This is a genomic window from Tsukamurella ocularis (genome assembly GCF_965138335.1).
GTDB lineage: Bacteria > Actinomycetota > Actinomycetes > Mycobacteriales > Mycobacteriaceae > Tsukamurella > Tsukamurella ocularis_A.
The window spans coordinates 44514-58524 of the sequence record NZ_CBCSDV010000009.1 but is presented as its reverse complement, the minus strand read 5'-3'; the positions used below and the strand labels follow the sequence as shown (position 1 = coordinate 58524).

Annotated in this window: 13 protein-coding genes; 1 reads left to right on the top strand and 12 read right to left on the bottom strand. The window is 71.9% G+C overall.

Annotated features, from left to right (window positions below):
* Positions 1 to 47: 47 nt before the first annotated feature.
* From pyrF to pyrR, 7 genes are read right to left on the bottom strand one after another with little or no spacing between them, the layout of a single operon-like run.
* On the bottom strand, positions 48 to 842 hold the full coding sequence (pyrF, locus tag ACNAYW_RS10410) for an orotidine-5'-phosphate decarboxylase (protein ID WP_415849628.1): 795 nt from the start codon (positions 840 to 842) through the stop codon (positions 48 to 50).
* The gene (gene carB, locus ACNAYW_RS10405) at positions 839 to 4168 is read right to left on the bottom strand and encodes a carbamoyl-phosphate synthase large subunit (protein ID WP_415849627.1); all 3330 of its coding nucleotides are present in this window, start codon (positions 4166 to 4168) and stop codon (positions 839 to 841) included. The genes pyrF and carB overlap by 4 nt, the downstream gene beginning before the upstream one ends.
* Positions 4168 to 5301 carry a glutamine-hydrolyzing carbamoyl-phosphate synthase small subunit gene (gene carA, locus ACNAYW_RS10400; RefSeq protein WP_415849626.1) on the bottom strand — a complete coding sequence of 378 codons (1134 nt, stop codon included), beginning with the start codon at positions 5299 to 5301 and terminating at the stop codon, positions 4168 to 4170. The genes carB and carA overlap by 1 nt, the downstream gene beginning before the upstream one ends.
* Complete coding sequence (locus ACNAYW_RS10395; RefSeq protein ID WP_415849625.1) at positions 5302 to 5793, bottom strand: PH-like domain-containing protein; 492 nt, start codon at positions 5791 to 5793, stop codon at positions 5302 to 5304. It abuts the gene before it with no gap.
* Positions 5790 to 7103 carry a dihydroorotase gene (locus ACNAYW_RS10390; protein ID WP_415849624.1) on the bottom strand — a complete coding sequence of 438 codons (1314 nt, stop codon included), beginning with the start codon at positions 7101 to 7103 and terminating at the stop codon, positions 5790 to 5792. Before ACNAYW_RS10390 ends, ACNAYW_RS10395 begins: the two co-directional genes overlap by 4 nt.
* On the bottom strand, positions 7100 to 8056 hold the full coding sequence (locus tag ACNAYW_RS10385) for an aspartate carbamoyltransferase catalytic subunit (protein WP_415849623.1): 957 nt from the start codon (positions 8054 to 8056) through the stop codon (positions 7100 to 7102). Before ACNAYW_RS10385 ends, ACNAYW_RS10390 begins: the two co-directional genes overlap by 4 nt.
* Positions 8053 to 8643, bottom strand: a complete 591-nt coding sequence (gene pyrR / locus ACNAYW_RS10380; RefSeq protein WP_415849622.1) for a bifunctional pyr operon transcriptional regulator/uracil phosphoribosyltransferase PyrR — start codon at positions 8641 to 8643, stop codon at positions 8053 to 8055. The genes ACNAYW_RS10385 and pyrR overlap by 4 nt, the downstream gene beginning before the upstream one ends.
* A 69-nt stretch (positions 8644 to 8712) precedes the next feature.
* Between pyrR and ACNAYW_RS10375 the strand changes: the two genes are divergently transcribed.
* Positions 8713 to 10710 carry an FAD-dependent oxidoreductase gene (locus tag ACNAYW_RS10375; RefSeq protein ID WP_415849621.1) on the top strand — a complete coding sequence of 666 codons (1998 nt, stop codon included), beginning with the start codon at positions 8713 to 8715 and terminating at the stop codon, positions 10708 to 10710.
* Positions 10711 to 10714: 4 nt separating this feature from the next.
* On the opposite strand, the gene nusB is transcribed toward ACNAYW_RS10375, so the two are convergent.
* The 5 genes from nusB to ACNAYW_RS10350 are packed head-to-tail and all read right to left on the bottom strand — an operon-like array spanning position 10715 to position 13967.
* Positions 10715 to 11212 carry a transcription antitermination factor NusB gene (gene nusB / locus ACNAYW_RS10370; RefSeq protein WP_415849620.1) on the bottom strand — a complete coding sequence of 166 codons (498 nt, stop codon included), beginning with the start codon at positions 11210 to 11212 and terminating at the stop codon, positions 10715 to 10717.
* Positions 11213 to 11776 carry an elongation factor P gene (gene efp, locus ACNAYW_RS10365; protein WP_224646583.1) on the bottom strand — a complete coding sequence of 188 codons (564 nt, stop codon included), beginning with the start codon at positions 11774 to 11776 and terminating at the stop codon, positions 11213 to 11215. It abuts the gene before it with no gap.
* A gap of 15 nt (positions 11777 to 11791) precedes the next feature.
* Positions 11792 to 12874 carry a M24 family metallopeptidase gene (locus ACNAYW_RS10360; protein ID WP_415849619.1) on the bottom strand — a complete coding sequence of 361 codons (1083 nt, stop codon included), beginning with the start codon at positions 12872 to 12874 and terminating at the stop codon, positions 11792 to 11794.
* A gap of 46 nt (positions 12875 to 12920) precedes the next feature.
* Entirely contained in the window at positions 12921 to 13457 is a 537-nt protein-coding gene (locus ACNAYW_RS10355; RefSeq protein WP_415849618.1) for a YceI family protein, read from the bottom strand.
* A gap of 42 nt (positions 13458 to 13499) precedes the next feature.
* Positions 13500 to 13967, bottom strand: coding sequence for a nitroreductase/quinone reductase family protein (locus ACNAYW_RS10350; RefSeq protein ID WP_415849617.1), 468 nt, complete (start codon positions 13965 to 13967; stop codon positions 13500 to 13502).
* Positions 13968 to 14011 lie beyond the last annotated feature (44 nt).

The window sequence follows — 14011 nt, the reverse complement described above, 5'->3', positions numbered from 1 at the left end:
GATAGCCCCGACGGATCGGGCGAGGACGCGATCGGGCGAGGACGCGGTCAGCCCAGCGCGGCCTCGACCTCGTCCCGCACCGCGAGCGCCGCGGACCGCAGCGCGGCCGCGTCCGGGCCCGCGCCGAGCACCTGGCGCGACGAGTTCGGCAGCACCGTTGAACCCCTGCCGAAGATCGCCGCGAGATCCGCGGGGGTCGCGCCCTGCGCGCCGAGCCCGGGCGCCAGGATCGGCCCGTTCAGGCCGTCGAGGTCGAGTCCGTGCTCGCGCGTGGCGCCCACGACGAGGCCGACGGTGCCGGCACCGTCGGCGTTGTCGGCCCGCGCGTCGTCGACGATGCGCTGCCCCACACCATCGGCCTGCACCTGCGCCCCCTCGGGGTTGGAGGTGCGGGCGAGGACGAAGACGCCGCGCCCGGCGGCGCGGGCGGCGTCGATCGCGGGCCGCAGCGAGCCGTAGCCGAGGTACGGCGACAGGGTCACCGCATCGGCCGAGAGCGGCGAGTCGCCGAGCCAGGCGCGCGCGTAACCCGCCATGGTGGAGCCGATGTCGCCGCGCTTGGCGTCGGCGATCACGACCGCGCCGGCCTCCCGACAGGCGGCCATGACCTCCTCGAGGGCGAGCATGCCGGCGGCGCCGAACTGCTCGAAGAAGGCGACCTGCGGCTTGACGAAGCCGACCTCGCCCGCGAAGGCCTCGGCGCAGCGCAGGCCGAAGGCCCGCACGCCCTCGGCGTCGTCGGACAGGCCCCACGCGGCGAGCAGCGGCGGGTGCGGGTCGATGCCCACCACCAGCCGCCCCCGGGCGGAGGCGGCGGTGGCGACGCGTGCGGCGAAGGTCACCGGTTCACCAGAGCCGCGTGCATGTCCTGCAGGCTCTTGACGCCGATGCCGCCCCGGAGCGCGGCCTCGATGCCCTGCACCGCCGCCGAGGCGCCCTGCACGGTGGTCACGCACGGCACGGAGGCCTGCACCGCGGCGGTGCGGATCTCGTAGCCGTCGATGCGCGGCCCCGCGTTGCCGTACGGCGTGTTGATGATCAGGCCCACCTCGCCGGCCTTGATCTTCTCGACGATGGACTGCTCCCCCTCGGGGATGACGTCCGAGTGCTTGAGCACCGTCTCCGCCTCGACGCCGTTGCGGCGCAGGACGTCCGCGGTGCCCGCGGTCGCGACGATGGTGAAGCCGAGGTCCGCGAGCCGCTTGACCGGGAAGATCAGCGCCCGCTTGTCCTTGTTCGCCACGGAGACGAAGACCTTGCCGGTGGCGGGCAACGAGCCGCTGATCGCGGTCTGCGACTTGGCGAAGGCGGTACCGAAGTCGCGGTCCACGCCCATCACCTCGCCGGTCGACTTCATCTCGGGCGAGAGCAGCGAATCGACGCCGGTGCCGTCCGCGCGGCGGAACCGGTTGAAGGGCAGCACCGCCTCCTTGACGGAGACCGGCGCGTCGATCGGCATGTGCGAGCCGTCGCCCTCGGCGGGCAGGATCTGCTGCTCGCGCAACTCGGCGATCGTCTGGCCGAGCATGACCCGGGCGCACGCCTTGGCGAGCTGCACCGCGGTGGCCTTCGAGACGAAGGGCACCGTGCGCGAGGCGCGGGGGTTGGCCTCGAGCACGTAGAGCACGTCGTCCTTGAGCGCGTACTGCACGTTCATCAGGCCGTGTACGCCGATGCCGCGGGCCAGGGCCTCGGTGGCGGCGCGCACCGCGTCGATGTCGGCGCGGCCCAGCGTGGTCGGGGGCAGGGAGCAGGCCGAGTCGCCGGAGTGGATACCGGCCTCCTCGATGTGCTCCATGATGCCGCCGATGAAGACCTCGCCGGTGGCGTCGCACAGGGCGTCGACGTCGATCTCCACGGCGTCCTCGAGGAACCGGTCAACCAGGACCGGGCGGTCGGGGGCGAGCTCCGTGGCGCGGGAGATGTAGTCGAGCAGAGCCTGCTCGTCGTACACGATCTCCATGCCGCGGCCGCCGAGCACGTACGAGGGACGCACGAGCACCGGGTATCCGATGCCGGCGGCGACCTCGCGGGCACCGTCGGCCGTGGTGGCGGTGCCGAACTTCGGCGCCGGCAGGCCCGCCTCGGTCAGCACCCGGCCGAACTCGCCGCGGTCCTCGGCGAGGTCGATGGCCTCGGGCGAGGTGCCGACGATGGGCAGGCCCGCGGCCTTGAGGCGCGCGGCCAGGCCGAGCGGCGTCTGCCCGCCGAGCTGCACGATGACGCCGACGACGCCCGGGCCGCCCTCGCCCGAGCGCTGCTCCGAGTGGTAGACCTCGAGGACGTCCTCGAAGGTCAGGGGCTCGAAGTAGAGGCGGTCCGCGGTGTCGTAGTCGGTGGAGACCGTCTCCGGGTTGCAGTTGATCATCACGGTCTCGTAGCCGGCCTCACTCAGCGTGAGCGCGGCGTGGACGCACGAGTAGTCGAACTCGATGCCCTGGCCGATGCGGTTCGGGCCCGAGCCGAGGATGAGCACCTTGGGCCGCTCCGTCTGCGGTGCCACCTCGCTGGTGGCGGACGGGTCGAGCTCGTAGCTGCTGTAGTGGTACGGGGTCTTCGCTTCGAACTCGGCGGCGCAGGTGTCGACGGTCTTGTACACCGGCCGCACACCGTGCTCGTGCCGGTAGGCGCGGATCTCGTCCTCGCCGACGCCCCGCAGGTCCGCGATCTGCAGATCCGAGAAACCGTGGGTCTTCGCCAGTCGCACCAGATCCGGCGTCAGATCGGCGTCCCGCACGTGGGCGCCGAGGTCGATGACGGCCTTGATCTCCTCGAGGAACCAGGGGTCGATCGCGGTCGACGCGAAGACCTGCTCCACGGTGGCGCCCAGCTCGAAGGCGCGCCCGATGAGGTAGAAGCGCCCGTCCTTGGGGACCTTGATCTCCTCGAGGAGCTCCTGGAGCGTGCCCTCGACGGGTGCGCCCGTCCAGAAGCCGTGGCGCTTGGTCTCGAGCGAGCGCATCACCTTGCCGAAGGCCTCGGCGAAGCTGCGGCCGAGGCTCATGGCCTCGCCCACAGACTTCATCGTGGTGGTGAGCGTGTCGTCGGCGCCCGGGAACTTCTCGAAGGCGAACCGCGGGGCCTTCACGACGACGTAGTCGAGCGTCGGCTCGAAGCACGCCGGGGTCTCGCCGGTGATGTCGTTGAGGATCTCGTCGAGCGTGTAGCCCACGGCCAGCTTCGCGGCGATCTTGGCGATCGGGAAGCCCGTGGCCTTCGACGCCAGGGCGGAGCTGCGCGAGACGCGGGGGTTCATCTCGATCGTGACCAGGCGGCCGTCGCGCGGGTCCTGGGCGAACTGGATGTTGCAGCCGCCGGTGTCGACGCCCACCTCGCGGAGGATGGCGATCGACTGGTCGCGCATGATCTGGTACTCGCGGTCGGTGAGGGTCATCGCCGGCGCCACCGTCACCGAGTCGCCGGTGTGCACGCCGACCGGGTCGACGTTCTCGATCGAGCAGACGACCACCACGTTGTCGCGGCCGTCGCGCATGAGCTCGAGCTCGTACTCCTTCCAGCCGAGGATCGACTCCTCGATGAGCACGTTCGCGGTGGGCGAGGCGGCGAGGCCGGCGCCGGCGATGCGGATCAGGTCGGCCTCGTCGTACGCCATACCGGAGCCGAGGCCACCCATGGTGAAGGACGGTCGCACGACGACCGGGTAGCCGAGATCGGCCACCGTCTCCTTGCACTCGTCCAGGGTGAAGCACACCTTGGACCGCGCGGACTCGCCGCCGATCTTGGCGACGATGTCCTTGAACTTCTGCCGGTCCTCGCCGCGCTGGATGGCGTCGAAGTCGGCGCCGATGAGGCTGATGCCGTACTTGTCGAGGATGCCCTGCTCGTGCAGGCCGACCGCCGCGTTGAGGGCGGTCTGGCCGCCCAGGGTGGCCAGCACCGCGTCGATCGGGAAGCCCTTGTCGCGCTCGGCGACGATGACCTTCTCGATGTACTCGGGGGTGATGGGCTCGATGTACGTGGCGTCGGCGAACTCGGGGTCCGTCATGATGGTCGCCGGGTTCGAGTTCACCAGCGAGACGCGCAGCCCCTCGGCGCGCAGCACGCGGCAGGCCTGGGTGCCGGAGTAGTCGAACTCGCAGGCCTGGCCGATCACGATCGGGCCCGAGCCGATCACCAGGACGTGCTGGATGTCGGTGCGCCGTGGCATTACTTGTCTCCTGTGGTGCTCATGATGCTTGCGAACTTGTCGAAGAGGTAGGCGGCGTCGTGCGGACCGGCCGCGGCCTCCGGGTGGTACTGGACGGAGAAGGCGCGCCCGTCGAGCAGCTCGACGCCCTCCACGACCCCGTCGTTGGCGCACACGTGGCTGACGCGACCGCGGCCGAACGGGGTGTCGAACTCGGCACCGCGCTCGCCCTCGAGGGCGAAGCCGTGGTTCTGCGCGGTGATCGAGATCCGGCCGGTGGCGTGCTCCACGACCGGGATGTTGATGCCGCGGTGGCCGAACTTCATCTTGTAGGTCTCGAGGCCGAAGGCGCGGCCCAGCAGCTGGTTGCCGAGGCAGATGCCGAACAGCGGCAGGCCGGCGTCGAGGACACCGCGGGTGAGCTCCACCTCGTGCGCGGCGGTGGCGGGGTCGCCGGGGCCGTTGGAGAGGAAGAAGCCGTCCGGGTTGAAGGAGCGCACCTCGTCGAGCGTGATCGTCGACGGCACCACGTGCACCCGCATGCCGCGCTCGGCGAACATGCGCGGGGTGTTGGTCTTGATGCCGAGATCCACGGCGACCACGGTGAAGCGCGCCTCCCCCTCGGGCTCGATGGTGTAGGCCTCGGTGGTCGAGACCTCGCCGATCAGGTTCTGTCCCTTCATCGACGGCTGGGCACGCACCCGGTCGAGGAGCTCGGCCTCGGGCGCCAGCGCCTCGCCGGAGAAGACGCCGGCGCGCATGGAGCCGTGGTCGCGGAGGCGACGCACCAGCGCGCGGGTGTCGATGCCGGCGATGCCGACGACGCCCTGGTCCACCAGCTCGCCCTCGAGGGTGCCGGCGGCGCGCCAGTTGCTGACCCGGCGGGTGGGGTTGCGCACGGCGTAGCCGGCGACCCAGATGCGATCTCCGCGGGACTCGTCGTCCTCGTCGTTCCAGCCGGTGTTGCCGATCTGCGGGGCGGTCGCGACCACGATCTGCCGCGCGTACGACGGGTCGGTGAGCGTCTCCTGGTAACCCGTCATCGCGGTGCAGAAGACGGCCTCGCCGAGGGTCTGCCCGACGGCGCCGAACTCGACCCCGCGGTGCACGGTTCCGTCCTCGAGAACCAGGAGTGCTTTGTTGTCGGCAGCCATCTAACTTTCCCTCACGTCCATCAGTTTTCGATACGTCGTCTTGTCGTCGGCGCGGAAGCCCGTGTCCACGACGGTGCCCGTGGGCAGCTCCCAGCGGAACACCAGGAGGCCGTCACCCGGCATCACCTTGCCCGCGAGCTTGGAGGCGCGGCGCACCTCCACCAGGTGCTCGTCGCCGATCCACATGGGGTTCCCCCGGCCTCGTTCCAGGAGATAACCGTCGGCGTAGCGGCTCAGGTTCACGACGGCCCGGTAGCCCCAGTCCCCCACCGCGACCCGGTCCTGCCAGTGCGGCGCCACGGTGCTGCCGACGTACACGCCGGAGACCGGCCCGAAGACCAGCTCGCTGAGTTGCACGGGGGTGCTGGGGATCTCGCCCACCGACGCCGCCTGGCGCTGCCCGCGGCGGCGCCAGCCCAGCGCCATCAGCGCGAAGAGGCCGGCGAGCACCACGAGCACGAGCAGCAGCGTGGCGAAGTCGCTGACGCTCACGCCCGCGCCCCGGTCCCCGGCGCCGCGGCCACCCCGTCGCGGGCCGTGATCCGGCCGCGGAGCACCGTCAGCACCGGCTTGGCCCGGAAGTCCAGCTCGGCGAACGGGGTGTTGCGCGAGCGGCTCGCGAGCTCGTCGGCGCGGACCGTCCAGCCGAGGTCGGGATCGACCAGCGTCAGGTTGGCGGGCTCGCCCACGCCGATGGGGCGGCCGTGATCGTCCAGCCGGGCGATCTGCGCCGGCTTCTCGCTCATCACCCGCGCCACGTCGCGCCAGCTCAGGTCGCCGGTCTCGACCGAGACCTGCGCGACGATCGCCAGCGCCGTCTCCAACCCCAGCATGCCGGGCCGCGCGGCCGCGAACTCGCAGCACTTGTCCTGCTCCGCGTGCGGTGCGTGGTCGGTGGCGACGCAGTCGATCACACCGTCCCGCAGCGCCTTCCGCAGCGCGGCCACGTCGGAGGCCTCGCGCAGCGGCGGATTCACCCGGTTCACCGCGTCGTAGGTCTGCAGGCGCGAGTCGTCGAGCAGCAAGTGGTGCGGCGTCACTTCGGCGGTGATCGCGATGCCCTGGCCCTTGGCCCACGTCAGCAGTTCGACGGTGCCCGCGGTCGAGGCGTGGCAGATGTGCACGCGCGCCCCCGCATCGCGGGCGAGCAGCGCGTCACGGGCGACGATCGCCTCCTCGGCGGCGCGGGGCCAGCCGGTGAGGCCGAGGCGTGCCGCCTCGGGGCCCTCGTGCGCGACGGCGCCCCTGGTCAGGCGCGGCTCCTCGGCGTGCTGCGCGATGACCACGCCCAGCGAGGCGGAGTACTCCAGCGCACGGCGCATGAGCAGCGGATCGGCGACGCAGACGCCGTCGTCGGAGAACACCCGCACCCGGCCGGGCCCGGCGGCCATCATGCCCATCTCGGCGAGCTTCTCCCCCTGCAGGCCGACGGTGACGGCGCCGACGGGGTGCACGTCGACGAGGCCGACCTCCTGGCCGCGGCGGTACACGTGGTCGGTGACGACCGCGGAGTCGGCGACCGGGCTGGTGTTGGCCATCGCGAAGACCGCGGTGTAACCGCCGAGTGCGGCGGCGGCGGAACCTGATTCGATGGTCTCGGTGTCCTCGCGGCCTGGCTCGCGCAGATGCGTGTGCAGATCGACGAAGCCGGGAAGCAGCACTTTGCCGCCGCCGTCGATCACCTCGGCACCGTCGGCGGCCGCGAGATCGGCCCCGATGGCGGTGATCTCGCCGCCCGCGATCGCGACGTCGACCGGATCGCCCTCGCCGTAGGGCCGGACGTTGGTGAGCAGCAGGCTCATTCGGGAGATCCTTCCTTGGCGAGTAGATGGAAGAGCACCGCCATGCGGACGTGCACGCCGTTGTTGACCTGCCGCAGGATCGCGGCCTGCGCGGAGTCCGCCACCGAGTAGCCGATCTCCATGCCGCGCAGCATCGGTCCGGGGTGCAGCACCACCGCGTGGTCGGGCAGCAGCGCCGCGCGCTGCGGGTTGAGACCGAAGCGCACCGAGTACTCGCGCTCACTGGGGAAGAAGCCGCCGTTCATCCGCTCGGCCTGCACGCGCAGCATCATCACCGCGTCGGCGCCGGGGAGCTCGGCCTCCAGGGAATCGGCGACGGTGACCGGCCAGGTCTCGACGCCCACCGGCAGCAGCGTGCGCGGCGCGACGAGAACGACCTCGGCTCCCAGCGTGGACAGCAGCAGCGCGTTCGACCGGGCCACCCGGCTGTGCAGCACGTCGCCGACGATGACGACGCGGCGGCCCTCGATGCCGCCGAGCCGCTGCCGCAGCGTGAGCGCGTCGAGCAGGGCCTGGGTGGGATGCTCGTGCATGCCGTCGCCGGCGTTGATGACCACGGGCCCGGGCAGGCCGTCGAGTGCGGCGGCCGAGTTGGTCCACGCCGCGATCTGCTGCGCCGCACCGGATGCCGGGTGCCGGACGATCAACGCGTCGGCGCCCGCCGCGTGCAGGGTGAGCGCCGTGTCGCGCAGCGATTCGCCCTTGGCGACGGAGCTGCCGGACGCGGAGACGTTGATCACGTCGGCACTCATCCACTTGCCCGCGACCTCGAACGAGACGCGGGTACGGGTGGAGTTCTCGTAGAACACCGTCATGACGGTGCGCCCGCGCAACGTGGGCAGCTTCTTGACCTCGCGGCCCAGGAGCGCCTGCTGCAGCCGGTCCGCCTCGTCCAGGATCTCCTCCGCCTCGGCGCGGCCGAGGTCCGCAGCGGAGAGCAGGTGCTTGGTCACAGCCCGCCCCCCGTCGCCGCCTCCGGCTCGGGAAGTTCGGAGATCACCACGGCGTCCTCGCCGTCCTTCTCCTGCAGCCGCACCTGCACGTCCTCCTGGCGGGAGGTGGGGATGTTCTTGCCCACGTAATCGGCGCGGATCGGCAGCTGCCGATGGCCGCGATCGACGAGGACCGCGAGCTGGACCGCGGCGGGGCGGCCGATGTCGCGCAGCGAGTCCAGCGCGGCGCGCACCGTCCGGCCCGAGAACAGGACGTCGTCGACGAGGATGACCAGCGCACCGTCGACCCCCTGCGGCGGCACCGTGGTGCGCTCGAGGGGCCGGTGCGGCTTGTGCCGCAGATCGTCGCGGTAGAGGGTGATGTCGAGGTGGCCGACGGGCACCGCCACGCCGGAGAACTCCTCGATGTCGGCCGCCAGCCGGGCGGCGAGAACCGCACCGCGCGTAGGGATGCCGAAGATGACGACGCGGGGATGCGATTCATCACCCGCGGCCCTGGTGTCTAAGGCCGTCTTCTCGATGATCTGATGCGCGATCCGCGCCACCGTTCGGGTGACATCGGCCGCGGACATGAGTTCCCGAGCCACGTGACCTCCTTCTCCGCCTCTCCGGACGGCTCGCTCCGCCTCGCTGGACGGACTGAAAAGGATGCCTTGATGCGACACGAAGCATACCAGTACGTTCAGGTCATGGAATTGTCGACCAGGCAACGCACGACGCTGTCCGCCATCGTCGACTCCTTCGCCCCCGGGGACGGCGTCGCCATCCCCTCCGCGAGCGACCTCAGGGCGGGTGACCTGGCCGTTTCCTACGCCGAACGCAGCCCGCGCGACAGCGACGGCGTCTCGCTCGCGCAATCCCTGTCACTCTTCGACAACCGCGTGTTCTGCACCACTGTGCTGGGCACCCGGGGACAGCGGTTCGCCGATCTCTCGCCCGCCGAGCGGGAGCGCGCCCTGATCGACCTGTCCCGGTCGCGGTTCGTCCAGAAGCGCATGCTGTTCAAGCGCCTGCGCAACATCGCGCTGCTCGCCTACTACGCGGCGGGCGGGGCCGACGGCGAGCACGGCCCGGGATCCGAGCTGATGGCCGCGATCGGCTACCCGCGGCAGGCGCCGATGAAGAAGCCCCGTGCCCGCGCGCTGCGCGCGCAGCGGCCCCTCTCCCCGTCGCGCTACGAGATCGACGCCTCGACCGCGTGCGACGTGGTGGTGATCGGCTCCGGCGCGGGCGGCGCGGTGGCCGCGGCGGCCCTCGCCGAGGCCGGGCTCGACGTACTGGTCCTCGAACGCGGCGACTACGTCTCGCCCACCGAAGTGGGCGACACCGACCTCGACAACCTGGCCCAGCTGTACTCGCCGGGACCGTTCTGGACCGAGAACGCGCAGTCGTACCTGCTCACCTCGCGCTGCCTGGGCGGGGGAACGGCCGTCTCGCACGGCGGCTACTTCCTCCCGCCCGAGGAGGTGCGCGCCGATTGGGCGGCGCGGGGCATCGAGACCGGGCCGGCGCTGGACGCCGCCCTCGCGGAGGTGTGGCAGCGCTCGGGCGTCTCGGACGGTGCCGCGACACCCTCGGCTCGCGACGTGATCCTGGAGAAGGGCTGCCGCGCGCTCGACCTGCCGGTGCGCCCGGTGAGCCTCGCGGACGACTTCGAGACGGAGGGGCGCTGGGGCCCGTCGAGCCGCGTCGCGGCGAAACAGGACGCGGGTCGCACCTGGCTGCGCGACGCCGAGAAGAAGGGCGCGCGCATCGTGACCGGTGCGCAGGCCCGGTCGATCGAGACGCAGGGCGGGCGCGCACGGACCGTGATCGCGCGGACCTCGGGCGGCTCGTGGCTGACGGTGCGCTGCAGCGCCGTCGTCGTGGCCGCGGGCGGCTTCGAGACCCCGGCGCTGCTCACCCGCTCGGGCATCGGCGGCCAGCACGTCGGCAAGCACCTGCATCTGCACCCGACGGCGACCGCGGTCGGCCTGTTCGGCGAGACCGTCGACCCCTGGCTCGGGGCACCGTCGACCCGCTTCAGCGACGCGCACGCGAACCTCGACGGCAAGGGCTTCGGCGTGCGCTACGAGACCGCGCCGCTCACGCCGGCGCTGGCGTCGAGCTTCGTGCCCTGGCGCAACCCCGTCGAACACCTGAACGTGATGCGCCAGTTCCCGCACCTGTCGATCGTGCGGGTGGTGCTGCGCGACCGGGGGGCCGGCGAGGTGGTGATGGACGCCTCCGGCGAGCCGTCGGTGCGCTACGACCTGGCGGAGGCCGACCGGGCGAACCTCCGGACCGGCGTGGACACCGCGGTCCGCATCCTCGAGGCCGCCGGGGCGCGGCGGATCTTCACCGGCCAGCAGCGCGGGGGCGACCACGTGCCCGGCGACCGTCCCGTCGAGCGGTTCCTCGAGCTCTCGCACGCGGCGGGGTACGGCGTCGGCGAGATCGCGCTCGGCGCGCACGACCCGATGAGCACCGTCCGGATGGCGTCCTCGGAGCGCCGCGGCGCAGCGGACCCCGAGGGCGCGCTGTGGGACGTGCCGAACGTGATGATCGCCGACGCCTCGGCCCTGCCGACGGCGAGCGGCGTGCACCCGATCGGCGTGGTACAGGCCCTCGCGCTGCGCAACGCCCGGGCGCTGGCCGCGCGCCTCAAGGGCTGAGCGACTACTCCGTACGGTCGGCGGGCTGCGCCGCGGCCGCGGCCCGCACCTGCGGTGCGAGCGTCGCCACCTTGCCGAGCACCCCGTTGAGGTACGTCGGCGACTCGTCGGTCGAGAGCTCCTTGGCGAGCTCGACGGCCTCGTCGACCACGACGGCCGGCGGCACGTCGACGGCGTTGAACAGCTCCCAGACCGCGATCCGCAGGATGGCCCGGTCCACGGCCGGGAGGCGCGTCAGCGTCCAGCCCGTCAGGTGCGAGGAGATCACCGAATCGACCTGCTCGCCATCGACGCCGACGCCGGTCACCAGCGTGGCGGTGTACTCGGACACCGGGGCGACCGCCGCGTCGTCGGCGGCGAGCCGGCGCCGCTCGGCGAGGAGGGAGTCCAGGTCGGTGAGGCCGCGAGCCTCCGCCTCGAACAGGAGGTCGACGGCGCGCTTGCGCGCCCGGTGTCGGGCACCCGACTTCTTCGGGCGCCGGTTGTCAGACTGCTCGGGCACTTAGGAGTTCACGCGCCCCAGGTAGCCGCCGTCACGCGTGTCGACCTTGAGCTTGTCGCCGGTGTTGATGAACAGCGGGACGTTGATCTCGGCGCCGGTCTCCAGCGTGGCGGGCTTGGTGCCGCCGGTCGAGCGGTCGCCCTGCAGGCCCGGATCGGTGTGCTGGACGACGTACTCGGCCGACAGCGGGAGCTCGACGAAGAGCGCCTCGCCCTCGTGCATGGAGATCTGCACGCGCATGCTCTCGAGCAGGAACTTCGCGCCGTCGCCGACCTTGGCGTCGTCCAGGTTGATCTGGTCGTAGGTCTCGGCGTCCATGAAGACGTAGTCCGAGCCGTCGTGGTACAGGTAGTCGAAGTCGCGCCGGTCGACGGTGGCGACCTCGACCTTGACGCCCGCGTTGAAGGTCTTGTCGACCGTCTTGCCGGACACCACGTTCTTCAGCTTGGTCCGCACGAAGGCAGGGCCCTTGCCCGGCTTGACGTGCTGGAACTCGATGATCTGCCACAGCTGGCCCTCCTGGTTGAGGACCAGGCCGTTCTTGAAATCAGCAGTCGATGCCACGTTGTGTCGATTCTCCTAGAGTGCGATCAAGTCTTTGGTGGTGCGCGTCAGCAGTTCCGGCCCGTCCGCACGGACCACGAGGGTGTCCTCGATGCGGACTCCACCACGACCCGGGAGGTACACACCCGGCTCCACGGTGACCACAGCACCGTCGGACAGTGTACCGCTGCCGAGTTTGCCCAGCGTCGGGGCTTCGTGGATCTGCACGCCGACGCCGTGGCCGAGACCGTGCAGGAACTGCTCGCCGTACCCCGCGGCCTCGATCACGGCGCGGGCCGCGCCGTCGATCGCGCGCACGTCGGCGCCCGGCACGAGAGCCTCCCGGCCGGCGGTCTGGGCGGCGCGCACCACGTCGTAGATCTCGCGCTGCCAGGCGGCCGGCTCGCCGAGGACGAAGGTCCTGGTCTCGTCGGCGTGATACCCCCGGAACCGCGCGCCGAAGTCGATCTTGACGAAGTCGCCGGCCGCGAGCCATGCGGTGGTGGGCCGGTGGTGCGGGATCGCCGAGTTCGCGCCGGCGGCCACGATGGTCTCGAAGGCGACCGCCTCGGCGCCGAACTCGTGCATCAGGTTCTCGAGCCGGCGGGCCACCTGGACCTCGGTCACGCCCGGGCGGATCGCGCCCTCCGCCACGAGTTCGGCGAGGGCGCGGTCGCTGATCGCGCAGGCCTCCCGGAGCAGGTCGATCTCGCCCTCGTCCTTGATCTCGCGCAGCGCCTCGACGAGGCGGGTGGTCGGGACCAGCCGCGCCTCGGGCGCGAGCCGGGCGTGGTCGGCGTAGCTGAGCGCCGTCGCCTCGAAGCCGACGGTGCCGACCGCCTCCGTCAGGAGGGCCTTCGCGACGTCGCGCTCGATGATCGCGCGCAGGTCGCCGGACTGCTCCGCCACCTGGGTGAGGTAGCGGCCGTCGGTGGCGATGGCATCCGCGGCGGGGTCCGCCGCGACGAGCAGAGCGCCGTTGGAGCCGGTGAAGCCCGCGAGGTAGCGGACGTTGTCGAGGTCGGTGACCAGCAGCGCGTCGAGGGTGGGCTCGTGACGGGCGAGAGCCGCGCGGAGCGCGTCCCGCCTGCGGGCGTGGTCGGTGGTCGTCTGCGGCATCCTGCCACGGTATCGCGGCGCGGCGGTCGCGCGCCGCCGCGCGGCGTCAGACCGTCGCGCGCGCGATGACCGTCACCTCGTCGGCCACCTGCAGGGTGCCCATCATGAGGGAGAAGGGCTTGATCCCGAAGTCGGTCTGCCGCACGGGCACAGCTGTGGCCAGCGCGGGTGCCGGTTCGGCCTCCTCGTACGCGAGGGCGAAATCGCACGGGCGGGTGGTACCGCAGATCGCCAGCTCGCCGCGCACGCGGAAGCCGTTCTCGGAGGGCTCGACGGTAGTGGAGCGGTACTCGATCGTCGGATTCGCCTTGACCTTGAGCGATCGGTGCGCGTTCGCGGTCGCGACCGCGCGCTCGGGTGCGGTCAGCGGCGTGAGCCCGCCTTCACCGGAGACGACCTCCAGCGAGGCCGCGTCGACGGTGACCACGACGGAGACGGGCTGTCCGCCGTCGACCTCGACGGCCGCCCGCCACGCGGTGGGCGCGAGCACGAGCCGATGGCCCAGGCGGGCGGACCGCCCCGCCACGCCGGTGTGCACCTCCAGCACGCCGCTGGACTGATCGATGGTCCTGGTCTCGCTCACGATGACGAATGTACCGGCGCTCCGCCGGTCGGGCAGGCCCACTCAGCGGCGCGCGCAGGTCCGCGCGACGACGAACACCGGGTACCGGGCGGCGGCGGCCGCGAGCTCGCCGTCGGTGCTGTCGGCGGAGAGGCCCGGGAAGAACGCGCCCACCTCCCAGGCCCACCTGCGCAGGTAGGCGCGCAGCACCGGCACCTTGGCGGCCGGGTCGGTGAGTTCGGTCGCGGTGAACGGCTCGACGGTCCGCCCGAGCCGGAGCTCGCCGGCCCCCGCGGCGCGCATGTTCCGCACCCATTGCGTGACGCCGCGCGCCGCGACGAGGTGCTCGGCACCGTCGACGACGAGGACGTTGACCGGGACGGTGCGCCACTCCCCCGACGTGCGACCGCGGACGGCGAGTTCGCGGCTGCCGTAGACGGAGACGCCGCGCCGGGCGAGCCAGGCGACGACGGTGTTGAACGCGGTGGCGGTCCGGCCGGGGCGGACGCGGTCGGCGGCGGGTGCGGTCATGAGTTCCTCCAAATAGTGAGCAGTGCTCTCGTTTCGATTCCATG